The 24,935-nt window shown below is 69.3% G+C and carries 23 protein-coding genes and 1 pseudogene; 13 read left to right on the top strand and 11 right to left on the bottom strand.

The window, feature by feature from the left end:
- Positions 1 to 62 precede the first annotated feature (62 nt).
- Both Q3A80_RS07160 and Q3A80_RS07155 read right to left on the bottom strand, forming a co-directional pair.
- Positions 63 to 1,376, bottom strand: coding sequence for an MFS transporter (locus Q3A80_RS07160; RefSeq protein ID WP_446328363.1), 1,314 nt, complete (start codon positions 1,374 to 1,376; stop codon positions 63 to 65).
- Positions 1,377 to 1,489: 113 nt separating this feature from the next.
- Positions 1,490 to 2,515 (bottom strand): ABC transporter substrate-binding protein, encoded by a 1,026-nt coding sequence (locus tag Q3A80_RS07155; protein ID WP_446328362.1) that lies wholly within the window; start codon positions 2,513 to 2,515, stop codon positions 1,490 to 1,492.
- A gap of 235 nt (positions 2,516 to 2,750) precedes the next feature.
- Here Q3A80_RS07155 and Q3A80_RS07150 point away from each other — a divergent pair, with 235 nt between their 5' ends.
- Positions 2,751 to 3,416 carry a response regulator transcription factor gene (locus tag Q3A80_RS07150; RefSeq protein ID WP_446328361.1) on the top strand — a complete coding sequence of 222 codons (666 nt, stop codon included), beginning with the start codon at positions 2,751 to 2,753 and terminating at the stop codon, positions 3,414 to 3,416.
- Entirely contained in the window at positions 3,403 to 4,824 is a 1,422-nt protein-coding gene (locus tag Q3A80_RS07145) for a sensor histidine kinase (protein ID WP_446328360.1), read from the top strand. Before Q3A80_RS07150 ends, Q3A80_RS07145 begins: the two co-directional genes overlap by 14 nt.
- Before the next feature lie 161 nt (positions 4,825 to 4,985).
- Here Q3A80_RS07145 and Q3A80_RS07140 read toward each other — a convergent pair whose 3' ends face one another.
- Complete coding sequence (locus tag Q3A80_RS07140; protein WP_446328359.1) at positions 4,986 to 5,417, bottom strand: Lrp/AsnC family transcriptional regulator; 432 nt, start codon at positions 5,415 to 5,417, stop codon at positions 4,986 to 4,988.
- 295 nt (positions 5,418 to 5,712) lie between these two features.
- On the opposite strand from Q3A80_RS07140, the gene Q3A80_RS07135 reads away from it, so the two are divergent.
- Both Q3A80_RS07135 and ctlX read left to right on the top strand, forming a co-directional pair.
- Positions 5,713 to 6,792, top strand: coding sequence for an ornithine cyclodeaminase (locus tag Q3A80_RS07135; RefSeq protein WP_446328358.1), 1,080 nt, complete (start codon positions 5,713 to 5,715; stop codon positions 6,790 to 6,792).
- A gap of 59 nt (positions 6,793 to 6,851) precedes the next feature.
- Positions 6,852 to 7,853 carry a citrulline utilization hydrolase CtlX gene (gene ctlX, locus Q3A80_RS07130; protein WP_446328357.1) on the top strand — a complete coding sequence of 334 codons (1,002 nt, stop codon included), beginning with the start codon at positions 6,852 to 6,854 and terminating at the stop codon, positions 7,851 to 7,853.
- Positions 7,854 to 7,926: 73 nt separating this feature from the next.
- Here the strand turns inward: ctlX and Q3A80_RS07125 are convergent, their stop codons facing one another.
- Genes Q3A80_RS07125 through Q3A80_RS07115 form a run of 3 tightly spaced genes read right to left on the bottom strand, consistent with a single transcriptional unit; the run spans position 7,927 to position 13,153 of the window.
- On the bottom strand, positions 7,927 to 10,701 hold the full coding sequence (locus Q3A80_RS07125; RefSeq protein ID WP_446328356.1) for an Hsp70 family protein: 2,775 nt from the start codon (positions 10,699 to 10,701) through the stop codon (positions 7,927 to 7,929).
- A 5-nt stretch (positions 10,702 to 10,706) separates the two neighbouring features.
- On the bottom strand, positions 10,707 to 12,548 hold the full coding sequence (locus Q3A80_RS07120) for an Hsp70 family protein (protein WP_446328355.1): 1,842 nt from the start codon (positions 12,546 to 12,548) through the stop codon (positions 10,707 to 10,709).
- Complete coding sequence (locus tag Q3A80_RS07115) at positions 12,545 to 13,153, bottom strand: DUF2760 domain-containing protein (RefSeq protein WP_446328354.1); 609 nt, start codon at positions 13,151 to 13,153, stop codon at positions 12,545 to 12,547. Before Q3A80_RS07115 ends, Q3A80_RS07120 begins: the two co-directional genes overlap by 4 nt.
- A 245-nt stretch (positions 13,154 to 13,398) precedes the next feature.
- Here Q3A80_RS07115 and Q3A80_RS07110 point away from each other — a divergent pair.
- The 5 genes and pseudogenes from Q3A80_RS07110 to Q3A80_RS07090 form a co-directional block, all read left to right on the top strand.
- Positions 13,399 to 13,528 (top strand): annotated as a pseudogene (locus Q3A80_RS07110) (NAD(P)/FAD-dependent oxidoreductase); the annotation flags it as partial.
- 231 nt (positions 13,529 to 13,759) lie between these two features.
- Positions 13,760 to 14,686, top strand: coding sequence for a LysR family transcriptional regulator (locus tag Q3A80_RS07105; protein ID WP_446328353.1), 927 nt, complete (start codon positions 13,760 to 13,762; stop codon positions 14,684 to 14,686).
- A 111-nt stretch (positions 14,687 to 14,797) separates the two neighbouring features.
- On the top strand, positions 14,798 to 15,928 hold the full coding sequence (locus Q3A80_RS07100) for a DSD1 family PLP-dependent enzyme (RefSeq protein ID WP_446328352.1): 1,131 nt from the start codon (positions 14,798 to 14,800) through the stop codon (positions 15,926 to 15,928).
- Positions 15,929 to 16,100: 172 nt separating this feature from the next.
- Positions 16,101 to 17,072, top strand: coding sequence for an ornithine cyclodeaminase family protein (locus tag Q3A80_RS07095; protein WP_446328351.1), 972 nt, complete (start codon positions 16,101 to 16,103; stop codon positions 17,070 to 17,072).
- A gap of 29 nt (positions 17,073 to 17,101) precedes the next feature.
- Complete coding sequence (locus Q3A80_RS07090) at positions 17,102 to 17,824, top strand: HAD family hydrolase (protein WP_446328350.1); 723 nt, start codon at positions 17,102 to 17,104, stop codon at positions 17,822 to 17,824.
- A gap of 75 nt (positions 17,825 to 17,899) precedes the next feature.
- On the opposite strand, the gene Q3A80_RS07085 is transcribed toward Q3A80_RS07090, so the two are convergent.
- The gene (locus Q3A80_RS07085) at positions 17,900 to 18,517 is read right to left on the bottom strand and encodes a glutathione S-transferase family protein (protein ID WP_446328349.1); all 618 of its coding nucleotides are present in this window, start codon (positions 18,515 to 18,517) and stop codon (positions 17,900 to 17,902) included.
- A gap of 124 nt (positions 18,518 to 18,641) precedes the next feature.
- Positions 18,642 to 19,010: a hypothetical protein gene (locus tag Q3A80_RS07080; RefSeq protein WP_446328348.1), complete on the bottom strand. Its 369-nt coding sequence runs from the start codon at positions 19,008 to 19,010 to the stop codon at positions 18,642 to 18,644.
- 82 nt (positions 19,011 to 19,092) lie between these two features.
- Here Q3A80_RS07080 and Q3A80_RS07075 point away from each other — a divergent pair, with 82 nt between their 5' ends.
- Positions 19,093 to 19,560 carry a MarR family winged helix-turn-helix transcriptional regulator gene (locus Q3A80_RS07075; RefSeq protein WP_446328347.1) on the top strand — a complete coding sequence of 156 codons (468 nt, stop codon included), beginning with the start codon at positions 19,093 to 19,095 and terminating at the stop codon, positions 19,558 to 19,560.
- 19 nt (positions 19,561 to 19,579) lie between these two features.
- Here Q3A80_RS07075 and Q3A80_RS07070 read toward each other — a convergent pair whose 3' ends face one another.
- Positions 19,580 to 20,173, bottom strand: coding sequence for a TetR/AcrR family transcriptional regulator (locus tag Q3A80_RS07070; protein ID WP_446328346.1), 594 nt, complete (start codon positions 20,171 to 20,173; stop codon positions 19,580 to 19,582).
- 118 nt (positions 20,174 to 20,291) lie between these two features.
- Between Q3A80_RS07070 and Q3A80_RS07065 the strand changes: the two genes are divergently transcribed.
- Both Q3A80_RS07065 and Q3A80_RS07060 read left to right on the top strand, forming a co-directional pair.
- Positions 20,292 to 21,347, top strand: a complete 1,056-nt coding sequence (locus Q3A80_RS07065) for a saccharopine dehydrogenase family protein (RefSeq protein WP_446328345.1) — start codon at positions 20,292 to 20,294, stop codon at positions 21,345 to 21,347.
- On the top strand, positions 21,334 to 22,101 hold the full coding sequence (locus Q3A80_RS07060; RefSeq protein WP_446328344.1) for an isocitrate lyase/PEP mutase family protein: 768 nt from the start codon (positions 21,334 to 21,336) through the stop codon (positions 22,099 to 22,101). The genes Q3A80_RS07065 and Q3A80_RS07060 overlap by 14 nt, the downstream gene beginning before the upstream one ends.
- A 153-nt stretch (positions 22,102 to 22,254) precedes the next feature.
- Here Q3A80_RS07060 and Q3A80_RS07055 read toward each other — a convergent pair whose 3' ends face one another.
- On the bottom strand, positions 22,255 to 23,463 hold the full coding sequence (locus Q3A80_RS07055) for an MFS transporter (RefSeq protein ID WP_446328343.1): 1,209 nt from the start codon (positions 23,461 to 23,463) through the stop codon (positions 22,255 to 22,257).
- Positions 23,464 to 23,533: 70 nt separating this feature from the next.
- On the opposite strand from Q3A80_RS07055, the gene Q3A80_RS07050 reads away from it, so the two are divergent.
- Positions 23,534 to 24,568: an AraC family transcriptional regulator gene (locus Q3A80_RS07050; RefSeq protein WP_446328342.1), complete on the top strand. Its 1,035-nt coding sequence runs from the start codon at positions 23,534 to 23,536 to the stop codon at positions 24,566 to 24,568.
- A gap of 137 nt (positions 24,569 to 24,705) precedes the next feature.
- Here the strand turns inward: Q3A80_RS07050 and Q3A80_RS07045 are convergent, their stop codons facing one another.
- On the bottom strand, positions 24,706 to 24,873 hold the full coding sequence (locus Q3A80_RS07045; protein ID WP_446328341.1) for a hypothetical protein: 168 nt from the start codon (positions 24,871 to 24,873) through the stop codon (positions 24,706 to 24,708).
- Positions 24,874 to 24,935 lie beyond the last annotated feature (62 nt).

Here is a 24,935-nt window from a genome sequence, read left to right as displayed (position 1 = left end):
GTAGTACATCGCCCAAATCGACGGCAGTCGGCCGTTCGCTATAGCGAGGCCGTCAAGGATACTCACGCCCGCGCCGCCACCATCCCTCGCTCCGACCGCGTCCACGCGACCAGCGCGCCGATCCCGAGCAACGCGAGACACACGATCGGCACGATCATCGGCCCGAACGCGGTGCCCGTCACCTTGCCCGCGAACGGCATCAGGTTCTGGCTGAAGAAACCGCCGAGGTTGCCGATCGAATTGATCGCCGCGACGCTCGCCGCCGCGCGCGCGCCGGTGAAGTAACGCGGCGGCATCGACCAGAAGCACGGATACAGCAGCGGAATGCATGCGCCGCCCAGCACGAGCGCGATGAAGCGCAGCGGCGTCGACGGCAGCACGAGGCTCAGCAGGAAGCCCAGCGCGCCGAGCGCCGCGACGATCGAAATCGTGCGCAGGATGCTCTTCGCGCGGCGCAGCTTCGACGGCAGCCACACCAGCAGCACCACCGCGAGCGCCCACGGCAGCATGCTCAGGAATCCGTTCGTCGTGCTCGACACGCCGAACGATTTCACGATCGTCGGCAGCCAGTACGTGACGCCGTACAGCGACGTCGACATCAGCATGTAGGTCGCCGCGAACAGCATCACGCGCGGATCGAGCAGCGCCTTCCACGGCTGCGCATGCTCGGCCTGCGCCGGCTTCTCGCGCTCCAGCGCGGCCGCGACGATCTGCTTCTCGCGGTCGTCGAGGAACGGCGCGTCGCGGAACGACGCCGGCAGCACGCGGAACACGACGATCGCGACGATCACGGCCGGCAGCCCCGTCGCCACGAACACCCACTGCCAGCCCGCGAGCCCCCACACGCCGTTCAGGCTCAGCAATACGCCGCCGACCAGCGAGCCGAGCATGTTCGCGAGCGCGCTGCCGAGCGTGAAGATGCCGAGCACCTTCGCGCGGTAGCTCTGCGGAAACCACAGCGTCAGGTAATAGATCACGCCCGGATAGAAGCCGGCTTCGGCGATCCCGAGCAGAAAGCGCAGCGAACAGAACGCGGGCATCGACGTCGTGAAGCCCATCAGCACCGTGATGAGCCCCCACGTCAGCATGATCCGCGCGAGCCACACGCGGGCGCCGTAGCGATGCAGCGCGAGCGTGCTCGGCACCTCGAACAGCAGGTAGCCGATGAAGAACAGCGACGACGCGAGACCGAATGCGGCCTCCGTCATCCCGAGGCTGTGCACCATCTGCAGTTTCGCGAAGCCGACGTTCTGCCGGTCGATGAACGCAATCAGGAACATCACGACGAGGATGGGCAGCAGGCGCCGCGCCATCTTCGACATGATGCGCTGTTCTTCGGCGGACGCGGGGTCCAGGGTTTCGGTGGTGGCATTCACTGCGGGCTCCTCCGTGAAGCGGTTGCTTGTCGGTTGAATCGGCGCCGCGCGCGACGAACGCGCGGGCGCGGTGGTGTTCGAGGAAATCGTGGTCGGGTAACGGATGGCCGGCGTCAGCCGGTCCGGTAATCGTCGAGCATCGGCGCGAACATCTCGTGCCACGCGCGCGGCTTCGCCTTGATCGTGCCGGCGAGATACAGGAACTCGACGTAGTCCATCAGCTGGTTCGGCTGCACCGAGAACCGCGTGTCCGGCGCGGCGAGCATCTGCATCACGTCGTCGTGCGACACGCCGACGCCCGACGACGCCGCATACAGCGCGGCCGCCGCGCGCGGATCCTGCGCGATCAGCCGGTTCGCTTCGTCGAGCGCGCCGAGAAACGCCGCGGCCAGCGCGGGCTCCGCATCGACGAGCCGCTTCGGCGCGAACACGACGTCGAGCGTCATCGGGCCGAGCACGTCGACCGAATTCACGACGCGATGGATGCCGGGCTGCCGCAACTCGAGCGTCGAGAACGGCGGCGACGTGAAGTGCGCGGTGACGCCGTTCTCGCGCCGGATCAGCGCCTGCATCGCCTGCGGATGCGGCAGGTTCACGGTGATCGAATCGAGTTGCGCGAAATGCTTCGCGCCGAGCTGCCGGCTCGCGACCATCTGCAGCACGACCGCGGACAGCGACGTGCGGATGCCCGGCACCGCGATCCGGTCGGCCGGCGTGAAGTCGCGCAGCGACGCGAGGCCCGGGCGGTTCGCATTGAGCGACAGCGACGTCGTCGACAATCCGCTGATGCCGATCACCTCGACGTTCGGAATCCCGCGCGCCCGCGCCCACAGCTCGATGAAGCCCGGCGCGCCGGCGCCGGCGAAGTCGAGCGTGCCGGCCATCATCGCGTCGTTGACGGAGTTGCCGCCGTCGAGCAGCACCCATTCGACCGCGACGTCGCGCAGCCCGTGCCGCGCCGCGTGCCGCTCGAACAGCCGCTGCTTTTCCATCACGAGCAGCGGCAGGTACAGCACGCCATAGCCTTTCGAGATCCGCACCGTGCGCGGCTTCGCGCGCACCAGCGACGGCGCGCCGAGCGTGCTCAGCATGCCGAGGCCGGCCGCGAGCAACGCGCGGCGGCGGGCCGACGTCAGCATTGGCGCGGCTCCGCGCGGCGTGCGGCAAACGGCGACGCGGCAGCCGGCATCACGCTTCGGCGCGGATTCGGCCGCGCGTTCGTCGTGCGCGTGACATGCTGCATGTTGTCGTCTCCTCTGGTATTAATGCCGTCGTCGCTCGTTCCGGCTGAACACAGGTTATCGAGCGAGTCTGAGAAAATGCTGACATCCCGGCCCCGGGAAAACCCCTAACCCTCACCCTGCAAACGGCACCATGCGCATTCTCGTCGTGGAGGACGATGCCGAAATCGGCGCGGCGATCCGCAGCCGCCTCGCGCGGCTCGGCCATGCCGTCGATCTCGAAACCGACGGCTCGACCGCGAACAGCCTGCTGCGCGTCGAACGCTTCGATCTCGTCGTGCTCGATGCGAACCTGCCCGGCCTCGACGGCTTCGCGGTGCTGCGCAACCTGCGCGCATCGGGCAGCACGACGCCGGTGCTGCTCGTCACCGCGCGCTCGGCGATCGACGATCGCGTGAGCGGTCTCGGCCTCGGCGCCGACGACTATCTCGTGAAGCCGTTCGATTATCGCGAGCTCGATGCGCGCGTGCAGGCGCTGCTGCGCCGCAACAGCGGCCATGCGAACGACGTGCTGACGCTCGGCGGTCTCGTGATCGATCGCAGCAGCCGCCTCGCGGAACTCGACGGGCAGCCGCTGTCGCTATCGCGCCAGGAGTTCGCGCTGCTCGAGATTCTCGCGAGCCGCCCGCAACGGATCTTCTCGAAGGAAGAACTGCTGAACCAGCTGTTCAGCTTCGGCAACGAGCCGACCGCGAACGCGGTCGAGCAATACGTGACGCGCGTGCGCAAGAAGCTGCAGGGCAGCTCGGTCGAGATCCGCACCGCGCGCGGGATGGGGTATCAGATTGCCGCGCATTGACTGGTTCCCGAAGACGCTGTTCGGGCGCACGCTGCTGTTCATCGCGCTCGTCGTCGCGACCGGCGCGCTCGCGCTGGCCGCGATCGCGCGCTACTACGCGGGCGTCGCCGCCGAACGCGCGTACGACCAGCTGCTCGCCGGCGCGTCGATCCAGGTCGCCGAGAACCTGTACGTGCAGGGCGGCGTGCTCGCGCTGAATCCGCCGGTCGCCGCGCTGTCGACGCTGTCGCGCTACGACCTCGTCTATTACAAGGTCGTCGATTCGCGCGGGGTCGTCGTGGCCGGCTACAACGATCTCGCGAGCCCGGCGACGCTCGCGGCCGCGAAGCAGGGCCCCGCCTTCGCGAATGCCGTCTACCAGGGGCACCGGATCCGCACCGCGACCATCGCGCGCTACATGCCCGAGGAAAGCACACCGGGCTGGGCGCTCGTGACCGTTGCGCAGACAACCAATGCGCGGCAGCAGCTGACGAACGACATGAGCATCAAGGTGTGGACGCTGATCCTCTTGATGAGCGTGCTCGCGATCGGCGCGAGCGGGCTGGCGATCCGGCGCGGGCTGCGCCCGCTCGCGCAGATCGGCACGATCATCGCCGCGCGCGACCCGGCCGACTTGCGGCCGGTGGCCGTCGATACGCCGAGCGAGATCGATGCGATCATCGGGTCGATCAACGGGCTGATGCACCGCCTCGCCGAGCGGATCAACGCGATGCAGCGCTTCATCGCTGACGCCGCGCACCAGATGCGCACGCCGCTCGCGCGGCTCGACGCGCAGATCGAATTGCTCGACGGGGAAGACGATCCCGCGCGTCATGCGGCGCGGCTCGATGCGCTGCGCGCGACGAGCTCGGACGTCGGGCGTCTCACCGGGCAGCTTCTCAACCACGCGATGGTGATCCATCGCACCGAGGTCGTGCCGTTGCAACCGGTCGAACTCGTCGCGCTCGCGAAGGACGTGCTCGGCCGCACGATTCCGCTCGCGGACGAGCGCGACGTCGCCGTCGCGTTCGCGAGCGATGCGCCGCACGCGTGGATCGACGGCGATGCGATCAGCTTGCAGGAAGCGTTGTCGAACGTGCTGCACAACGCGCTGCTGCACGGGCATGCGGACGATATCGTCGTGTCGGTCGCGACCGCGGGCAGCGCAGAGGGAGCGGTGACGCTGACCGTCACCGACAACGGTCGCGGCATCGCGCGCGAACACTGGAACGCGGCTTTGCAGCCGTTCGTGCGGATCGCGCCGGACGGAAGCGAGCGCCGCACCGGGTCCGGGCTCGGGCTCGCGATCGTGCAGGAAGTGATGAAAGCGCACGGCGGACGCGTCGGGTTCGCGTTTCCCGAGGCGGGTGGGTTTGCGGTGGTGCTGACGTTTCCGCGGGCAACATCGCCGCGCGCAAGCAAAGCTTAGCGTTACCGAAGATCGCGCCACACGTCGGTCGAAAATGGTGGTGCGACAGGCGCTCGGCCGTCACCGCATTCAACCGAAAGCCATTCGAACGAGCGTCGTTCGGTGCTTCGGTGCTTCGGTGCTTCGGTGCTTCGGTGCTTCGACGCGCATCGCGTCTTTCGCTACGCCTTGTGCGTCGACAACAAAATGCTCGTCTCCGTATTCGCGATCCCGTCGATCAACCGGATCGCGCCGAGCACGCGATCGAAGTGCTCGAGCGAATCGGCGTGCAGTTCGGCGACCAGATCCCAACGCCCGTTCGTGCTGTGGATCGCCGCGACGTTCGGATGCCCGCGCAACACCTTCACCACTTCCGCGCCGCGATTGCCCTGCACCGCGATCGACATCAGCGCGCGGATCCGGTGCCGCTCGGCCGCCGGCTTGAGCCGTACCGTATAACCGACGATCACGCCGTTCTTCTCCAGCCGCGTCAGCCGGTTCTGCACCGTCGCGCGCGCGACCCGCAATTCCTTCGCAAGTGCAACGACCGGCAGCCGCGCGTTGTCGCGCAGCAGCGCGATGAGCTGCCGGTCGACGTCGTCGAGCGTAATCATGAACGGACCTTCCTGTTGAGCGTGAGCCGGCCGCCAGCGTGCCGGACACCCTGCATTCCGACTAGCGCAAATTGAGCAAACTGCCGGATAGGGCCGGCAATTTGCCAAGTCTATCGATAAATCTGCCACTTTTGCCGTCTTTTTGTTGGCTCGACTCGCGGAAATAATGACTCATCGGCCGGCCGCACACGCCGCGCCAGCGCTTTTCATGGAGCCGGGGCCCGGGCCGCAGCGCCCGCCCCGGCCGACCGGAGCGCCAGGACACCCGTCCCGGCAACACAATGGAGACAGACCGATGACTCGCTTCCTCGACGTTCCCGCCACCGCCCGACTGATCGCCAAAACGGGCGTCACGCCGTTCCTGCGAGAGCTCGTCGACACGCTGCGCGCCGATTACCTGCACTGGGCCGATTTCGACAAGTCGCCGCGCGTCGCGTGTCATTCGCGCGACGGCGTAATCGAGTTGATGCCCGTCGCGAACGCGTCGCTGTTCGCGTTCAAGTACGTGAACGGCCATCCCGTCAATGCCGCGCGCGGCATGCATACGGTGATGGCGTTCGGCGCGCTCGCCGAAGTCGATACCGGCTACCCGCTGCTGCTCGCCGAACTGACGCTGACCACCGCGCTGCGCACGGCCGCGACGTCGGTGCTGGCCGCGCAGGCGCTCGCACGCCGCGACTCGCGCACGATGGCGCTGATCGGCAACGGCGCGCAGAGCGAATTCCAGGCGATCGCATTCCACACGCTGCTCGGCATCGACGAGATCCACGTGTTCGACGTCGATCCGCACGCGACCGACAAGCTCGTGCAGAACCTCGCCGCCTACCCTGACTTGCGCGTCGTGCGTGCCGCATCGACCGCCGACGCCGTGCGCGGTGCCGACATCGTGACGACCGTCACCGCCGACAAGGCATACGCGACCATCGTCACGGCCGACATGATCGAGCCCGGCATGCACGTGAACGCGGTCGGCGGCGATTGCCCGGGCAAGACCGAGCTCGAGGCCGGTGTGCTGGAAGCGGGTCGCGTGTTCGTCGAATTCGAGCCGCAGTCGCGCATCGAGGGCGAGATCCAGCAGATGCCGGCCGACTTCCCGGTGACCGAACTGTGGCGCGTGCTGCAGGGCGAGACGACCGGCCGCGAACGCGCGGACGAAGTGACGGTGTTCGACTCGGTCGGCTTCGCGCTCGAGGACTACTCGGCGCTGCGCTACCTGTACGCGCTCGCGCAGCAGCACAACGCGGGCGTCGAGATCGCGCTGATTCCGCCGGCCGTCGATCCGAAGAACCTGTTCGCGCTGATCGACGATCCGGCCGCGATCGCGCACGGTCATGCGGCGTTCGTGACCGAAGCCGTCGCCGCGTTCGCGCGCTGATCGTCATGCCCGGCGGCGTGCGCGCCGCCCGCCTCCCCCGCCTCTCGCCTCGACCTTTCATGAACCTCGTATCGATCCAGGCGCCGGCCGCCGTCGTGATGATCCGGCCGCACCACTTCCTGCCGAACCCGCAGACCGCGGCCGACAACGCGTTCCAACGCATGGCTGCCGGCGGCGTGAACGACACGCAGTCGGTGTCGGCCGCCGCGCGCGACGAAGTCACGGCCGCCGCGCAGACGCTCACGGACGCCGGCGTGCGCGTGCATGTGTTCGACGACCACGGCGAGCGCGACACGCCCGACTCGGTGTTCCCGAACAACTGGTTCTCGACGCATCCGGGCGGGCACATCGCGCTGTTTCCGATGTATAGCCCGAACCGCCGCCGCGAGCGGCGGGCCGATGTGATCGAGATGCTGAAGGCCGAATACCGCGTGCAGGACGTGATCGACTACTCGGGGCTCGAATACGACGACGTGTTTCTCGAAGGCACCGGCGCGATGGTACTCGACCACGTCGCGCGAATCGCGTACACCGCGCGTTCGCGCCGCGCCGATCCGGTCGCGCTCGAACGCTTCTGCACGAACTTCAACTTCGAACCGATCTGCTTCGATACCGCGGACGCGAACGGGAAGCCGATCTATCACACGAACGTGATGATGAGCGTCGCCACCGAGTTCGCGATGGTCGGGCTCGACCTGGTCGCGAACCGGCGCCGCCGCGACGAGATCGCGCAACGCCTGACCGAAACGGGCCGCACCGTGATCGCGCTCGATCACGCGCAGATCGCGAACTTCGCGGGCAATACGCTGGAACTGTCCGGCAAGGATGGGCGCGTGCTCGCGCTGTCGCGGCGGGCGTTCGACTGCCTGACGAGCGAGCAACGCGCGACGATCGAACGCTCCGCGCAACTGCTGCCGCTCGACGTGCCGACGATCGAGCTGGCCGGCGGCTCGGTGCGCTGCATGCTCGCGGGCATTCATCTCGCGCGGCGCGCGGCTACCCATGGCGTAAAGGAAACGGAATCGGTGGAGCGACAACGCGAACCGGTGCCGCACGCGTGAGAGACGATTCCACGGCCTGACCGGGAAATGATGCTTCGATCTGCGAACGAGATCAAAGCACCCCGCGTTTCACTCAACCCGCCAGCAGCTTCAACCCGGCCGGCAGCGTTTCGCCGAACACGCGTGCGGTGTCGGCTTCGTCGAACGCAATCGCTTCGCGCACCATGTCGATCCATGCGGCCGACGCATTCGCGGCCGACAGGCGCTTGATCACGGCTTCGCGCGTGTCGTCCGGCAGATCGCGCTCGCGATCGCCGGTCATGCGTGCGATTTGCGCGACCGCGAATGCAGCGGGTTCGACCTGCTTCCAGTCGAGCGCGAACAGCGCGTCGAGCCAGCGGTTCGCGACGTCGGGCGGCACGACGCTGTGCGCGCTGCCGTAGAACGGCCGCCGCGCGCCGATCCGCCCGAGCGCCCACGCACACAGCGTGCGCTCGGCCGGCTTCTGCAAGTGGCCGATCAGGCGCTCGGCCAGCTCCACCTTGCGCGCCACCGGCAAGCGTTCGAGCGATGCGGACAAGCGCGTCATGTCGGCCGGGCCGACCTTGGCCGGGTCGAACGGCAGCTTGCGGCGCTTGTCGTCGGACGGTTCGAGGAACGCGATGGCGTCGCGCACCTGCGCCTGCGCATCGTCGTCGAGGCCGCCGGCCACGCGCCGCCACAACGTCCACCACTCGGACCACACCTGCGCGTCGTTCACGTACTGGATCCCGTCGTCGAACAGCGGCCACAGCTGCTCGATCCGCCATGGATCGAGCGGGTGACCGAAGCCCGGGCGCAGGCAATAGCCGGCGAGGTTCAGCCACGCACGTTCGTGATCGGCCGAACGCCGCCGGCGACGCGCGCGTGCGAGCAACGCGTCGAACAGTTCACGCGCGAGCGCAACGTCCCACTCCTCACGCGGGCCGAGCACCTGTTCCAGTTGTGCGCGCAACCTTTTCGTGTCCTTCGGCGTGACGTTCGCCGACTTGCTGCCGAACGAGCGGTCGATCAGCTCGATCGCCTGGTCGACGCGCGGATGGCGCGCGAGCGCGGTGTCGTCGCCGTGCGCGGGCGCATCGCCGCGCAGCTGGAACTCGAGCCGCCAGCGCCGCGATGGGTCGCCGGTCGCGATGCAGTGCATCTCGAGCGTGCCGACCTCGGTCAACGACGCGGTCAGTTTCACCGGCGTTTCGTGTGCAGCGCCGGCCGCCTGCCGGTCGACGACCGTCGCGATCGGCGGCAGCCGCACGAAGTCGCCGCCGTCGAGTTCGACGAGATCGCCGGGCCGGTACGCGGTGTCGGCGACCGTCGACACGAGGTGAAAGCGCACCGGGTGCCCGAGCTGCAGCGCGAACGTGCGCTCCTCCAGCCGGATCTCGCGCCCCTCTTCCGAACCGCGCGGCAACAGGCAGACGCCGCGCGGCGCCGAGCCGGCATCGCCGTCGTCGAGCACGAGAAAATAGCTGCGCGCGGAGCCGCCGCCGATGCGCGGCGCATGCCCGGCGCGTGCGAGCCCGTAGGCCACCGCGCCGCGCGCGACGGCCACGTCCGGATGCGCGTTGTGCAGCACGTCGAGCGGCGCGCCGCGCCACGCGCCGAGCGTCTGCGCGAGACGGCCGGCGAGCGCGCCCGCGCGGAACACGCCGCCGTTCAGCAGCAGCGTGTCGGGCAGCGGGCCTTCCGCATGACGCTTCAGGAACGCGGCGACGTGGCGCGTGACGGCCGCATCGCTCGCATACGGCAAGCCGAATTCGACGATCGCGGCCCGCGCGCGGCGCGGCAGCTCGCCGGCCTCGACCTGCGGAAAGAATCCGTCGACGACGATCCGTTCGACTTCGTCGCGCGCCAGCTCCGCCGAGCGCGCGCCGCCGACGAGCTTGCTGCCCGCGCCGAGCAGCGTCACGGTGACGGACGCGGGCGCGTCGTCGCCGAGCAGCCGCTCCTTCGCCGCGCGGCAGCGTTCGACGAGCTGCGACAGGCTCGCGGCCGACAGCCGCGTGCCGGGCTCGGTCAGCCGCGTCTCGACCAGACGCGCGAGCGCGAGGTCCATGTTGTCGCCGCCGAGCATCAGGTGATCGCCGACGCCGACGCGCGTGAACGCCGGTTCGCCGTCGTCGCCGGGCGCGACGTCGACCAACGTGAGGTCGGTCGTGCCACCGCCGACGTCGCAGATCAGCACGCGGCGCGGTGCGGCGAACGTGTCGCGCAACGTCGCGCGCTGGCCGTACAGCCAGTCGTAGAACGCAGCCTGCGGCTCTTCGAGCAACCGCAGCGCCGGCAGTTTCGCGCGTCTGGCGGCCTCGACCGTCAACGCGCGCGCGCCGTCGTCGAACGAAGCGGGCACCGTCAGGATCACGTGCTGCTTCGCGAGCGGCGCATCGGGAAAGCGCGCATCCCACGCGGCACGCACGTGCGCGAGGTAGCTCGCGCTCGCGTCGACCGGCGACACCTTGTCGACGCCGTCCGCCGCACCCCACGGCAGGATCGCCGCGAGCCGGTCGACCGACGCATGCGACAGCCAGCTCTTCGCGCTGGTCACGAGCCGCCCCGGCACCTGCGCGCCGAGCGTGCGCGCATAGCGGCCGATCACGGCAGGCGGCGCACCGGCCGCGTTCACATCAGCCTTCGCACCGGCATTCGCACCGGCCTTAGGCTCGGACGCCCACGGCAACCGCAACGCATCCGGCGGCAGCTCCCCCGCCGCCGGGTGATAGCGCACCGACGGCAGCAGCGGCTGCGCGGCCACTGCGCCAGGCCCGACCAGCTGGTCGACGTCGAACACGCGGATCGTGTCGGACCCGGCCTCGACATATGCGACGACCGTGTTGCTCGTACCGAGGTCGATGCCGACCGTATAGCGTTTCATCGCGCTCAGGCGGCGCCGCGCACGTCGAACTCGACCTTCCAGCGCTCGTCCGTGCCGCTCGGAATCGCTTCGAGTTCGAGCGTGCCGGCTTCGGTCACGCGCGCATGCAGCTTCACCGGCACGACCTCGCCGACGGTGCGCCCTTCGGCGGGCAGCGTCGCCTGGATTTCCTCGAGTTCCTGCAGCTCTTCCGGCGACCAGTAGTCGAGCAGCGTGCCGACCTGGTCCTGACGCCGCACCGACGATCCGAAGAAGCGGAACTGTACCGGTTCGCCGACGACGAGGCCGAACTCCTGCGGCGGCAGCGCCGCATCCGTGCCCTCCTCCATCCCGAACGGCGCGACGCACAGCGCCTGCACCGGCGGCTCGAGCCCCGGCACCGCGGGCATCGCCGATTCGATCGCGACGTAGTACGCGCGCGCCGTGCCGCCGCGAATCCGCACGCCGCGGCCGCGCTTCACGTAGCCGTAATAGGCCGCGCCGCGTGCGACTGCCAGATCGAGATCCGCGCCTTCGAGCAGTCGCGCGGCCGGCGCGCCTTCGGCGGCAAGCCAGCTGTTGAGCGTATCGAGCACGCGCTGCGTGAGCAGCGTCGACTTGAACACGCCGCCGTTGAACAGCACCGCGGTCGGATGCAGGAACGTCGCGCCTTGCGGCAGCGTGCGCTGCACGCCTTCGAGTGCGTCGAGCGCCGCGACCTGGCGGCCGAGGAATGCCGCGAGATGGCGCGTGATGCCCGCGTCCTGCGCATACGGCAGGCCGAGCTGCGTCAGGCCGACGCGCGCGCGGCTCACCGGACGCGCGGCCGCATCGACTTGCGGGAAGAAGCCTTCGAGGATCGTCTGCGTGAGTTCGGCGCGCGTCAGTTCGGTGCGGATCGAGCCGCCGATCAGCTTCGAGCCGCGGCTCGGCACGACGAGCGGCACCGCGTCGGTCGTCGGGTCGGACAGCAGCGTTTCCTTCGCCGAGCGGCACGCGTAGGTCAGCGCGCGCAGTTGCCACGGATCGGCCTGCGTGCCCTGCTGCGCGAGCTTGCGTGCGACCACGTGCGCGAGCGCGAGGTCCATGTTGTCGCCGCCGAGCAGGATGTGCTCGCCGACCGCCACGCGATGCAGTTCGAGATTGCCGTCGCGCTCGACCACCGCGATCAGCGACAGGTCGGTCGTGCCGCCGCCGACGTCCACGCACAGGATCAGGTCGCCGACCTGCACCTGCTTGCGCCAGCCGCCTTCGCTCTTCTGGATCCAGCTGTAAAGCGCCGCCTGCGGCTCTTCGAGCAGCGTCATCCGCGTGTAGCCGGCCGCACGCGCGGCTTCCGCGGTCAGCTCGCGCGCGGCCGGGTCGAACGACGCGGGGATCGTGACCGTCACGTCCTGGTCGGCGAACGGCGCATCCGGATGCGCGTGGTCCCACGCTTCGCGCAGGTGCGTCAGATAACGGATCGAGCTTTCGAGCGGCGATACGCGCGCCACTTCGGGCGGCGCATCGCTCGGCAGGATCGCCGCGCGGCGGTCGACGCCCGGGTGGCACAGCCAGCTCTTCGCGCTCGACACGAGGCGAATCGGCGTGCCGGCGCCGCGGGTGCGCGCCATCTCGCCGACGGCGAACGCGCGCGAGGCCGTCCACGGCAGCGTCAGGTCGCCCTGCGTCAGCTCGCTTTCATGCGGAAGATAGAGGAACGACGGCAGCAGGTCGCGCGACTCCAGCGCGCCGGGCGCGGTCAGCTGCGCGATCGGCAGCACCTGCTGCGTGATTTTTTCGCCGTCGCTCGCGGCGCTGTCGACGTACGACAGCGCGCAGTGGGTCGTCCCGAGGTCGATACCGATCGAATAGCGCGGATCGCTCACAGTTCCACCTCCGCCGGTGCGATCACCGATGCATCGTGGCTGCCCGTCAGCTTCGGCAGGCGCACGTCGGCCACGCGCCAGCCGCGATGGCTGACCGTGCCGGTGAACGGTGCGGAGCCGACCACGTTGCCGGTCACGCGCACGGCCGTCGCGTCGAAGCCGGCCGGCAGCGTCACGCGGCTGCCTTCCGCTTCATCGCGCACCGGCACGATCGTGAAGTGCTCGCGCAGCGCCGCGCGGCAGCCGTCGTGCACGAGGCGCGCGGCGGCGCCGATGTCGGCATCCGCGTAGCCGGCGATGTCTTCCTCGACGAAATCGATGAAGCGCGCGTCGCGCTGCAGCAGGCCGAGCAGTTGCAGCGCGGCTTGCGGGCTCGCTTCGCGCAGTTCCGGCGCCGGCGCCTTCACGGGCGCAGCGGCCGGTGCCGGAGCCGGTGCCGCGGCGGGAGCCGGCGCTACCGGGGCCGGCGCAACCGGCGCCGCTGCCGGGACGCCGCTGCGCAGGCGCAGCACGTCGGCCGCGAACTCGCGGTTGCCGAGCACGGAGAAGAACGTGCCGACGGCCAGCGACAGCCGGCCGAAGAAGGACAGGTTGGATTCGGGCATGGGGTCTGGACTCCTGTGGGCTCGCGACACGGCGAGCGGCTTGCCTGGGCGCCCGGCGGCGGCGTGCGGTCGCGCACTGCCGGGCCCGGCGCATGATTCGGTCGCACCCTCCCGGGTGCGGAAAACCCGTATTTTGCCCTGTGGCGGGCGAACCGGGCAGAAGTTGGGGGACGGAACGAGATCGCCCGCGAGTTTTGCGCCGCGCCGCGTGCCGGCCGGATGACGTCGGACTGCCGGCTATCGGCGTGCCCGGCGTGTTCGCGGCCGGCGCTGCGTCGAGCCGGATGACGAATGCGACGTTCGCGTCGGCGTCGCGGGTCGCGGGTCGCGGCCGCGGTCGGTACGCATCGGTCGTCGATTTTCGGGCTCGATGCGTGGAGTGGACGACTTCGCGTGCGAAGTGACGCGGCTCATCCTCGCTTCGCCTCGACATCGGATGCGGACTGGCGGCCGCGCGACGACCCGGCCATTTTCTTCGAGCGCGATGCGCGTCCGCCGACGTCGATCCTCACGCATGCTCGTCGGCCGGATGGCAGCGCCGATGGATGCGCCGCCCGATGTGATGTCTAATTAATGCCCGCCCACGCCAGCATTAACGGACACGAAATGCTCGACCTCGACGATCTTCGACTCGTGCGCGCGATCGGCGCGTCGCGCTCGCTGGCATCCGCCGCGCGCCTGCTCGATCTCACGCCGCCGGCGGTCACGGTCCGCCTGCAGCGGATGGAGTCCCGGCTCGACGTGAGGCTCGCCGTGCGGCAGCCGAAAGGCATCGAGCTGACCGACGAAGGGCAGCGGCTCTATCAGGAGGCCGTCGAGATTCTCGAGCGCGTGGACGCGCTGCCCGGCAACATCGCAGGCGATCACGGCGACGTGCGGGGCACGCTGCGGGTCGTCGCGCCGTTCGGCTTCGGACGCAAGTACGTCGCGCGGATCGTGCGCGACGTGCAGCGCGCGCATCGGAAGCTCGACATCTCGCTGCATCTGTCGGAAAGCCCGCTGACCAGCGCGTCCGGAGCCGACGTGGTGATTCACGTCGGCAGCCTGAAATCGTCGTCGTGGATCGGCTACCCGCTTGCGCCGAACGAGCGCTTCCTGTGCGCGAGCCCCGGTTACGCGCGTCGCCTCGACGCACTGAACCATCCTTCCGACCTCGCCCGCTACGATTGCCTGTGCCTGCGCGAGAACGACGAGGACATTCCGCGCTGGCGCTTCTCGCAAAAGGCCGATGGCAAACGCGAATCCAGACGTTCCGCGGTGATCCGCGTAACGGGCGCGCTGTCGTCGAACGACGGCACCGTCATCACCGACTGGGCGCTGGCCGGGCTCGGTATCGTGGAACGGTCCGAATGGGACGTCGCGCCGCTGCTCGCGAACGGCAAGCTCGTCAGGCTGCTGCCCGACTGGCATCTGCCGCCGGCGCCCGTCACCGCGCTGCTGCCGTCGCGCACCGGCCGCTCGGCGCGGCAACGGGTTTTCCTCGACGCCGCGAAGCAATTTCTCGATCCGCCGCCGTGGCGCGGGAAGGCGTGACACGCACGCGGCCATTCAATTGCGCTTAATGGCGAATTTGGCTCGCGTTAAACCCGCGACGCATCAACCGTCCTACGATGCTCGCATCGGCCACTCTCGAGGCAACGCATCATGGGCGTCCCACCCGTCAATACCCCCGCCGCGCTGATCGACATCGATCGCATGCATCACAACATCGCGCGCATGCAGGCGCGTCTGGACGCGCTCGGCGTGCGATTCCGGCCGCACGTGAAGACGACGAAGTGCCAGCACGTCGTCGACGCGCAGATCGCGGCCGGCGCGCGCGGCATCACGGTGTCGACGCTGAAGGAAGCCGAACAGTTCTTCGCGGGCGGCGTGCGCGACATCGTCTACGCGGTCGGAATGATTCCCGCGAAGCTCGGCCAGGCGCTCGCGCTGCGCCGGCAGGGCTGCGACCTGAAGATCGTCGCCGACAGCGTACCGGCCGCCCAGGCGATCGCCGAATTCGGGCGCGAGCACGGCGAACGCTTCGAGGTCTGGATCGAAGTCGACGTCGACGGCCACCGGTCGGGCATTCCACCCGACGACGATCGGCTGATCGCCGTCGGCCGCGCGCTCGCCGACGGCGGCATGACGCTCGGCGGCGTGCTGGCCCACGCCGGCTCCAGCTACGAATACGACACCCGCGACGCGCTCGTCGCGATCGCCGAACAGGAGCGCAGCCGCACCGTACGCGCCGCCGAGCGCCTCAGGGCCGCCGGCTTGCCGTGCCCGGTCGTAAGCATCGGCTCGACGCCGACCGCGCTGTCCGCCGAGCATCTCGCCGGCGTGACCGAAGTCCGTGCCGGCGTATACGTGCTGTTCGACCTCGTGATGCACAACGTCGGCGTGTGCGCGCTGTCCGACGTCGCGCTGTCGGTGCTAACCACCGTCATCGGACATCAGGAACAGAAAGGCTGGGCGATCGTCGATGCCGGCTGGATGGCGCTGAGCCGCGATCGCGGCACGCAGCGGCAGGCGCGCGATTTCGGCTACGGGCAGGTGTGCACCGAGGACGGCGACGTGCTCGGCGAATACCTGATGAGCGCGGCCAATCAGGAGCACGGAATCGTGTCGCGCGCCGGTGCGGCCGATACGGATATCGCGAAGCGGTTTCCGATCGGTACCCGGCTGCGGATCCTGCCGAACCACGCCTGCGCAACCGGCGCGCAGCATCCGCAATACCACGCGCTGAGCGGCGACGGCACCGTACGGACGTGGCCGCGCTTCTACGGCTGGTAATCGACGACCGCGCGCAACGGGGACGACCGCGCGCAACGGTGCTGGCGCGTGATCCGTCGGTTGATAAGACGAAACCCCGCCTTATCCTCGCTCGATTGATGTTGACCGTTTATCCAAAACTAGACAAACTATAAAATCCGCACATCGCATCACTCACGACAGGCTCCCCACCATGCCGACAGACGCCCAGCTCCTCCTTCTCGACCGCGATGCGGTCGAACCGGCGCTCCAGGCCGAGCAGGTGATGGCGGCGGTCCGCGAAGCGTTCGTGCTGCACAGCCGGCGCGGCGGACGCGTGTTCCCGGTCGTGCGCGAGAAGCTGCATACCGGCGGCGTGTTCGGCATCAAGTCGGGCGACGTCGCGAGCCAGGATCTGCTCGGCTTCAAGGCCGCCGGATTCTGGCCCGGCAATCGCAGCCGCGGCGGCGAGCCGCATCAGGCGACGATCGCGCTGTTCGATCCGGCGAGCGGCCGCCCGCTCTGCATCATGGACGGCAATGCGATCACCACCGCGCGCACCGGCGCGGCGGGCGGCCTCGGGCTGCAAGCGCTCGCGCGGCCCGATAGTTCGCGCATCTGCGTGTTCGGCACCGGCGTGCAGGCGCACGTGCAGCTCGACTATGCGATCCGGCTGCTGCCGCAACGGTGCACGGTGCAGTACGTGAACGTCACCGGCGAGCCGGATCCGGCGTTCGAAGCGGCATTCCGCGGACGCTGCGACATTCGCGTCGCGCAAAGCCGGAACGATGCGGTGGCCGACAGCGACGTCGTGATCACCGCGACGCCGGGCGGCGGCCCGCTGTTCGACGCGGATGCGGTCCGGCCCGGCACGCATCTGACCTGCGTGGGCGCGGATACCGCGGGCAAGCGCGAACTGCCCGCAGGCGTCCTGGAGCGCGCGCGAATTTTCGTCGACGATCACGAGCAGGCGCGCAGCATCGGCGAATGCCAGTGGGCGCCCGATCTGCCGCGTACGGAAATCGGCGACGTACTCGCCGGCACCGTGTCCGTCGATCGCTCGGCGAACGACATCACGGTGTTCGACATGACGGGGCTTGCGCTGCAGGACCTGACGGTTGCGCGTTGCCTGTATCGGCACGCTGTCGACAACGGCACCGGCCGTTCGATCCCGTGGGCGTGGTGAACGGCAACGGCGTGGTATCTTCCGTCGCCATGCGTCTTGCCAAAATTTCCGCGATCTCGTTCGACCTCGACGACACACTGTGGCCGTTCGGTCCGTCCGTCGCACGTGCCGAGGCATCGCTGCATGCGTGGCTGATCGCACACGCACCGACTGTCGCGAGCGTGCTGCCGACGCCGCTGGCGTTGAGCGAACTGCGCGACGAATACGAACGTTCGCGGCCCGATCTCGTCAGCGACTATCGCGCGCTGCGCATCGGCTCGATCCGGCTCGCGCTGGAACGCGCGCACGCAGACGTCGCGCTGACCGATCGCGCATACGACGCGTTCTATGCCGCGCGCAATCAGGTCGAGTTCTTCGACGATGCGCTGCCGGCGCTCGCATGGTTGAGCGCGCGGTTTCCGCTGATCGCGGTGACGAACGGCAATGCGGATCTTCGCTTGACCGGCGGCGGCGAATTCTTCCGCGACACGCTCAGCGCGCGGGCGTTTGGATTCGCGAAACCCGAGCCGGAAATCTTTCATGCGGCTGCCGCGACGCTCGGCGTGCGTGCGGCGGAGCTGCTGCACGTCGGCGACGATTTTCATCTCGATGTCGTCGGTGCGTTGAATGCGGGGCTTCAGGCCGCGTGGGTCGTGCGCCGCGAAGGGTCGGAAACAGAGCACGCTGCGCATCGTGCCCCGTCCCCGCATCTGACCGTTCGCGACTTGTCGGTGCTGTGTCGCGCATTGGGCGGCCCTGTCGACGTGTCGTGAATACAGTCCGGCGAGCCGTCGCGAAACCGCTCGGTCGATATCTCGATCACGCCCGTCGGCACGATCGATTGCGACTCACGCCGCCTTGCGCGCGTCCGCGATCCGTTGCGGCGCCTTCGGCCGCGCGTACAGCCGCTCGAGATACGCCTGCAACTGCGGAAACCCATCGATCAGCTGACACTCGCTTGCCCAGTCGATCAGATACGCGGTCACGCAATCGGCCACCGTCAGCGTGTCGCCGACGATGAATTCACGCCCTTCGAGATGCCGGTCGAGAATCGCGGCCATTGCCTTGAAATCCTCGCGCGCGAGCTCGATATCGGCCGGCAGCCGCTTCTCCGGCGGATAGATGAACGTATGCCGCGTGATGCGCCACAGCGGCTGTTCGAGCTCCGTCACCGCGAACATTACCCAGCGATACGCGTGGGCACGCAGCGCCAGGTCGGTGGGCAGCAGCGCCTTTTCCGGATATTTGTCGGCGAGGTACAGCACGATCGCGGCCGACTCCGGAATCACGAGATCGCCATCCACCAGCACGGGCACCTTGCCGGCCGGGTTGAGTTGCAGGAATTCGGGCCGCTTGTGCTCGCCCGCCAGCAGGTTGACGGACACGAACTCGAAATCCGCATCCAGTTCCCTGAGCCCCCAGAGCGCGCGTTGCGAGCGCGTTCCGGCGAATCCGTAAAGCTTCATCGCAATGTCTCCATCGAAATGTCGGGGAAAATCGCCGCGCGCAGGCGACGGGCGATCAGCCGCCTCGACTGCGTCGGCCGCTTCAGGCCGCTTCAGGCCGCTTCGTCCGCGCGCGCAGCGCCGTTCACATGCCGGGCACGGCGAGCACCGGCATCACGTCGATCGCGTCGCCCGGGAACAGCGTGAAATGCGGATGGCCTTCGAACAGCGCGGCCGCCGCGTCATGCGATGCGGCGCGCACGACGGTAAAGCCGCTCATCGCATTGGCGGTATCCGTGACGCCGCTCTTGCCGATCGTCTTGGTCTTGCCGAGCGGGCCGCCGAGCTCGACGATCGCGTCGCGATGCCGGTCGACCCACGCATGCCACGCGGCGATCCCGTCGCGCTCCCGCGCGCGCCGCTCGTCCTCCGGCAGCGCCATCCACGCCTTCATGCCGGGACTTTCCTTGCTGCCGAGGAATACCGCGAGATACAACTGCTGTTGAGCACTCATGCTTCCTCCGTCCGATCGCGGGCACGGCGGGTTGCCGCGCCTCGCCCTTGACAAGATAGGTTGATATCAACACAATTGCAACATGGCACGCGAAGAAAAGCTTCCTTTCGAAACGACGCTGATGGTGCGCGATTGCTGCCTGTGCCTGCACATGCAGCGCGCGGCGCGCAATCTCGCGCGCATCTTCGACGACGTGCTGCGTCCGCTGGATCTCACCAACGGCCAGTTTTCGCTATTGATGTCGCTGAACCGGCCGCAGCCGGCCGCGATGAAATCGGTCGCGTCGCTGCTCGCGATGGACCGCACCACGCTGACCGCCGCGCTGAAGCCGCTGGAGCGGCGCGGGCTCGTCACGATCGAGCCGGATCCGGACGACAAGCGCAGCCGCCTGCTCGAACTCACGCCGGCGGGCCACCAGCTGCTCGCCGAAGCGTTTCCGCTGTGGAAGCGGACGCACGCGGAGATCGAGCGGCCGTTCGCGGCCGGCGAAGTCGACGTGTTGCGCGGCCAGTTGCGCGCGCTGTCGGAGAATCCGGCCACGCGCGGCTGAAGCGGCGCGGCATCGCGCGCTACTTGCGCGCCTTCTTCGGCATCAGCAGTTGCGCGAATTCCTGCAGGAAGCGTGCGGGGCCGTGCGCATGCAGCGCCTGCCCGCTGCTCAGTGCGCCGTCGATGACGGTCGCGAGCCGCAGCGCGTACGTTTCGGGTTCGTCGATCCGCAGCGCGGTCGCCAGCTCGGTCAGCCGGCGCCGCAATTCCTGCTTGTGCGCGACGGCGACCTTGCGGGCCGGATGATTGCCGTCCGCGTACTCGGCGGCGATGTTGATCTGCGGACAGCCGCGATAACCGGGGCGCTCGATGCGCTCGCCGATCCACTGCAGCTGCGCATCGAGCTCCTCGCGCGGCGTGCGCCGGTACTGCGCGGCCACCGCGTCCCAGTGCGCCCAGAAATCCGCATCCTCGCGCAACAGAAACGCCTCGATCAGGTCGTCTTTCGTCGCGAAGTGCCGGTACAGGCTCGTCTTCGCGACGCCCGCCTGCGCGACGATCAGGTCGACGCCGACCGCCCGCGTGCCTTCCCGATAGAACAGCTCGCTCGCCGTTTGCAGAATGCGCTCGCGCGTGTCGGACGCGCCCCCGTTCGTGTCGTTTCCCTTTTTCATCCCAGCCCGGCCGCGACGGCCGCCGTCCCGCGAAAAGTACATCCGATGATAGCATCCGGAGATTGACGACGCTACAGGTCTGTACTATAAAACAAACCGGTCTGTATCGGAGTGGATCATGAACGATCGAATGACGGTTGCCGTGTATGGCGCCACCGGGCACACGGGGCGGTTTGTCCTGGCAGAACTGGAGCGGCGCGGCGTCGACGCGATCCGCATCGGGCGCGATGCCGCGCGGCTCGCGCAAAGCGGCAACGACGCGGCGCCGTGGCGCGTCGCCCCCGTCGACGATCCGGACGCGCTCGACGCCGCTTTGCGCGGCGCGCACGCGGTGATCAACTGCGCGGGCCCGTACCTCGATACCGCGCTGCCGGTCGCCGATGCCGCGTTGCGGGCCGGCATTCCGTATCTGGACCTGACGGCCGAGCAGCCGGCGGTGCAGGCGCTGGTCGACCAGCGCGACGCCCGCGCGCGCGCCGCCGGCGTGACGCTCGTGCCGGCCGCCGCGTTCTACGGCGGCCTGGCCGACCTGCTCGTGACGGCGATCGTGGATGCAAACCGGCCGATCGAGCGCGTCGACGTCGCGACCGGCCTCGACAGCTGGCATCCGACGCGCGGCACGCGCGTGACCGGCGCGCGCAATCACGCGATCCGGCTGATCCAGAGGGACGGCAAGCCGGCCGCGGTGCCGTCGGAGCCCCTCACCCGCTCGTGGCCGTTCCCGCCGCCGCTCGGCAATGCCGACGTGACGCTGCTGCCGTTTACCGAAGTGATGACACTCGCGCGTCATCTGCGTATCGATACGATCGAGTCGTGGCTCGCGACGCGCGCGCTGCGCGACGTGCGCGATGCCGGGACGCCGCCGCCGCAACCGGTCGACGCGCTCGGCCGTTCCGCGCAACGGTTCGCGATGGACGCCGTCGTCGTGCAGAACGGCGTCACGCATCGCGCGACCGCGTCGGGACGCGACATCTACGCGGTCAGCGCCCCGATCATCGTCGAGGCAACGGTGCGCATGCTGACCGGCAGGATGCGGACGTCAGGCGGCGTGCGCAGCGTCGGCGAACTGTTCGACGCGCGCGATTTCCTCGCGGCGCTCGACACGATCGACGTAGCGTTCAGCAACACGACCGATTCGAATTTCCACTGGAGGGACGAGCATGAGCCGCAATAACAACGAAAAAGCCGCGTATTTCCGTTCGCTGCACCGTGCGGGCCAGCCGCTCGCGCTGTTCAACGTGTGGGACGCCGGCAGCGCCCGCACGGTGGCCGACGCGGGCGGTGTCGCGCTGGCGACGGGCAGCTGGTCGGTCGCGGCCGCGAACGGTTTCGTCGACGGCGAGCAGATGCCGAAGGCGCTGGTGATGGAAGTGCTCGCGCGGATCGCGCAGGCGACCGACCTGCCCGTCACCGTCGATCTGGAAAGCGGGTACGGCGAGCGGCTGGACGATGTCGCCGACACGATCGCGCGCAGCATCGACGCCGGCGCGATCGGCTGCAACCTCGAGGACAGCTTTCCGGCGACGGGCGAACTGCGCACCGTCGACGACGCGGCCGCGCGGCTCGCGGCGGCCCGGCAGGCGGCCGATCGCGCGGGAATCGGCTACTTCATCAACGCGCGCACCGACGTGTTCTTCAAGGCCGCGGCCGACACGCACGACGAACGGCTGCTCGACGACGTGCTGACCCGCGCCCGCGCTTACGCGGCAGCCGGCGCGGACGGCCTGTTCGTGCCGGGCCTGCGCGCGCCGGCGCTGATTCGCGCGCTGACGGCCGCGTCGCCGCTGCCGGTGAACATCATGCGCGTCGCCGAAACGCCGACGCTCGCCGAACTCGCCGAATACGGCGTGGCCCGCATCAGCCACGGGCCGTACCCTTACCTGCAGGCGATGAAGGCGCTGGCGGCGCTGGTGAAGCAAGGCGGCTGATCGCCCGGTGAAGCCCGCATGAAACAACACGCGGGCACGCCGCATCCTGCAACGTGCCCGCGCGACGGCCGTCGCCGATCCGCACCGGCGCAGGCTACCCGACGCAGCGATCGACCGGCCGGTCTCTCGCCGATGTCGATCGGCTTCGCCGCATCACTCGGCGAGCGCCGCGACCCCGACCCGCTTCGGCACGCCGGTCACGATCGTCGCAACGGCGACGGCCAGCACCGCGGCTGCGCCGAGGAACACGCCGCCCGCGCCGTTCGCGTCGAACACGACGCCGCCCGCCGCCGCGCCCGTCGCGATCGCGAGCTGGATCGCCGCGACGATCAGTCCGCCCGCGCTCTCCGCTTCGTCGGGCACGGTGCGCGTGACCCATGTCGACCAGGCGACCGGCACGCCGCCGAACGCCATGCCCCACAACGCGACGAGCACCGCGTCGAGCATCGGCGCGCGGCCGAGCGCGACGAGCGCGACGCCGAGCACGACCATCAGCGCCGGCATCCCGATCAGCATCGGCCGCAGCCGGTGTTCGAGCACGCGGCCCGCGAGCGACGTGCCGACGAAGTTCGCGATCCCGTAGCCGAGCAGGATCGCCGACAGCCCGTTCACGCCGACGCCGGCGACCTGTTCGAGGAACGGCCGCAGATACGTGAAGAACGCGAAATGCCCGGTGAACACGAGGATCGTCGCGAACATCCCGAGGCCGACGGTCGGCCGGCGCAGCACGTCGACGAGCGTGCGCAGCCGCGTGGTGCCGCTCGGCGGCATCGACGGCAGCGTGACGACCTGCGACAGGAACGCGATGCCGCCGAGCCCGGCCGCGATCAGGAACACGTTGCGCCAGCCGATCAGGTGCCCGAAGTAGCTGCCCATCGGCGCGGATGCGATCGTCGCGACCGCCACGCCGCTGAAGATGATCGACAGCGCGCGCGGCACCATCGCGGTCGGCACGAGCCGCATCGCGGTGGCGGTCGCCATCGTCCAGAAGCCACCGAGCGCGATGCCGAGCACGACGCGGCCGATCAGCAGCATGGCCAGGTTCGGCGCGAACGCAACGGCGAGATTCGATGCGACGAGCAGCACCGAGAACGCGAGCAGCACGCGGCGGCGGTCGATCGTACGCGTCAGCGCCGAGATCAGCAGGCTCGTGACGAGCGCGACCGTCGCGGTGGCCGTGACGGCCTGGCCGGCGACGCCTTCGGTCACGCCGAGGCTGTCGGCCATCGGCGTGAGCAGGCTCGCGGGCAGGAATTCGGCGGTGACGAGACCGAACACGCCGAGCGTCATCGCGAAGACGGCGCCCCAGGCGGGTTCGCGCGGCGCCGCCGTGGTGGCGGCAGAAGAGATTCCGGGATTCATGCGTCGTTCCGTGTCGTATAGGGAAAGTACTGATGACGACGTATCGTAAGGAGCGGCAGCAGGACGGTCTATGACATACAATCCGTCATTGTTGATCGATCGTCCGAATCTCGACATGTCCGAACCATTGCTTCCTCCCGTGCCCGACGTGCACGACCTCGTCAGCGAGCTGCTGCTGGGGATGCGCCTGAGCGGTGTGCAGTACCGCCGGATCCACGTGCCGCGGCCGTTCGGGCTGAGCTTCGGCCATGCGCCGGGCCGCGCGCAGTTCCATTTCGTCGGGCGCGGGCCCGTGCTGCTGCGCGACGCGGACGGCACGACGGTCCGGCTCGAGGCCGGCGACGCGATCCTGCTGCCGCACGGCCGCACGCATGCGCTGTTGTCCGATCCGGACGCGGCGTGCCGCGAGATCGGCGGCTTCGAGGTCGCGAAGATCTGCGATACGGTCGCATCGGTCGGCGCGGCGTCGTGCGCGGCGGCGGAGCCCGCCGCCGGCGATGCGCTGATCTTCAGCGCGTGCATGGAGCTCGATCTCGGCGGCATGCAGCCGCTCGTCGGCACGATGCCGGAGTTCATGCACGTCGGCACGTTGCTCGCGCGCTACCCGGAAATCCGGCCGATGCTCGACGCGATGGAGCGCGAATCGTGCTCCGAGCGCGCGGGTTTCGCGGGCATCCTCGCGCGGCTCGCGGACGTGGTCGCCGCGTTCATCGTGCGCGGCTGGGTCGAGTGCGGCTGCGGCGACGCGACGGGCTGGGTGCAGGCGCTGCGCGAACCGAAGCTCGGCCGCGCGATCGTCGCGCTGCATCGCGATCCGGGGCGCAACTGGAGCGTCGCCGAACTGGCCGCCGAAGCGGGCGTGTCGCGTTCGGTGTTCGCGGAGCGCTTTCTCGCGGCGACCGGGATGACGCCGGTGCGCTACCTGACCGAGTTGAGGATGCGGCTCGCCGCGCAGTGGATCGCCCGCGACCACGAGACGATCGAGGCCGTCGCGTACCGGCTCGGCTACGGGTCGCTCGCCGCGTTCAGCCGCGCGTTCAAGCGCGTGGTCGGACGGCCGCCGGGCGCGGTGCGTGCGGAAGGCGACGCGCACGCCGACGCGTAACGTCCGGCGCAGCGCGCGCAACGCAACGCAAAGCGCGGCGCACCGCACCGCACCGCACCGCACCGCACCGCACCGCACCGCAAAGCGTACGCGTCACGCCGCTGAGCGCGATCGTCCGCCGCCGCCAGCGATCGCGCTCAGCCGCTGCGCGCGTCCAGCTCGTCGACCAGCGCCGTCGCGCACTCCATGGCCAGCGCCGCGCACCGTTGCGCATCCACCGGCGCGCCGCTGGTTACCGTGCCCTGCACGATCCGGCCCAGCAATTCCTTCGCCAGCTCGGCGATTTCGTGTTCCCGTTCCGTCATGTTCCTCTCCTGCGCGTGGGCCGGCTTCGACCCCGCGCGTCCGATCATGCCGCGCGCACACT

Source organism: Burkholderia sp. SR8 (genome assembly GCF_052851275.1).
This window is presented reverse-complemented; position numbering and strand designations above follow the sequence as displayed.

Excerpts from the sequence above, each read along its gene's own strand:
- Q3A80_RS07155 (WP_446328362.1), bottom strand. The coding sequence starts at position 2,515 with ATGCTGACGTCGGCCCGCCGCCGCGCGTTGCTCGCGGCCGGCCTCGGC.
- Q3A80_RS07150 (WP_446328361.1), top strand. The coding sequence starts at position 2,751 with ATGCGCATTCTCGTCGTGGAGGACGATGCCGAAATCGGCGCGGCGATC.
- Q3A80_RS07140 (WP_446328359.1), bottom strand. The coding sequence starts at position 5,417 with ATGATTACGCTCGACGACGTCGACCGGCAGCTCATCGCGCTGCTGCGC.
- Q3A80_RS07135 (WP_446328358.1), top strand. The coding sequence starts at position 5,713 with ATGACTCGCTTCCTCGACGTTCCCGCCACCGCCCGACTGATCGCCAAA.
- ctlX (WP_446328357.1), top strand. The coding sequence starts at position 6,852 with ATGAACCTCGTATCGATCCAGGCGCCGGCCGCCGTCGTGATGATCCGG.
- Q3A80_RS07125 (WP_446328356.1), bottom strand. The coding sequence starts at position 10,701 with ATGAAACGCTATACGGTCGGCATCGACCTCGGTACGAGCAACACGGTC.
- Q3A80_RS07115 (WP_446328354.1), bottom strand. The coding sequence starts at position 13,153 with ATGCCCGAATCCAACCTGTCCTTCTTCGGCCGGCTGTCGCTGGCCGTC.
- Q3A80_RS07105 (WP_446328353.1), top strand. The coding sequence starts at position 13,760 with ATGCTCGACCTCGACGATCTTCGACTCGTGCGCGCGATCGGCGCGTCG.
- Q3A80_RS07100 (WP_446328352.1), top strand. The coding sequence starts at position 14,798 with ATGGGCGTCCCACCCGTCAATACCCCCGCCGCGCTGATCGACATCGAT.
- Q3A80_RS07095 (WP_446328351.1), top strand. The coding sequence starts at position 16,101 with ATGCCGACAGACGCCCAGCTCCTCCTTCTCGACCGCGATGCGGTCGAA.
- Q3A80_RS07090 (WP_446328350.1), top strand. The coding sequence starts at position 17,102 with ATGCGTCTTGCCAAAATTTCCGCGATCTCGTTCGACCTCGACGACACA.
- Q3A80_RS07085 (WP_446328349.1), bottom strand. The coding sequence starts at position 18,517 with ATGAAGCTTTACGGATTCGCCGGAACGCGCTCGCAACGCGCGCTCTGG.
- Q3A80_RS07080 (WP_446328348.1), bottom strand. The coding sequence starts at position 19,010 with ATGAGTGCTCAACAGCAGTTGTATCTCGCGGTATTCCTCGGCAGCAAG.
- Q3A80_RS07075 (WP_446328347.1), top strand. The coding sequence starts at position 19,093 with ATGGCACGCGAAGAAAAGCTTCCTTTCGAAACGACGCTGATGGTGCGC.
- Q3A80_RS07070 (WP_446328346.1), bottom strand. The coding sequence starts at position 20,173 with ATGAAAAAGGGAAACGACACGAACGGGGGCGCGTCCGACACGCGCGAG.
- Q3A80_RS07065 (WP_446328345.1), top strand. The coding sequence starts at position 20,292 with ATGAACGATCGAATGACGGTTGCCGTGTATGGCGCCACCGGGCACACG.
- Q3A80_RS07060 (WP_446328344.1), top strand. The coding sequence starts at position 21,334 with ATGAGCCGCAATAACAACGAAAAAGCCGCGTATTTCCGTTCGCTGCAC.
- Q3A80_RS07055 (WP_446328343.1), bottom strand. The coding sequence starts at position 23,463 with ATGAATCCCGGAATCTCTTCTGCCGCCACCACGGCGGCGCCGCGCGAA.
- Q3A80_RS07050 (WP_446328342.1), top strand. The coding sequence starts at position 23,534 with ATGACATACAATCCGTCATTGTTGATCGATCGTCCGAATCTCGACATG.
- Q3A80_RS07045 (WP_446328341.1), bottom strand. The coding sequence starts at position 24,873 with ATGACGGAACGGGAACACGAAATCGCCGAGCTGGCGAAGGAATTGCTG.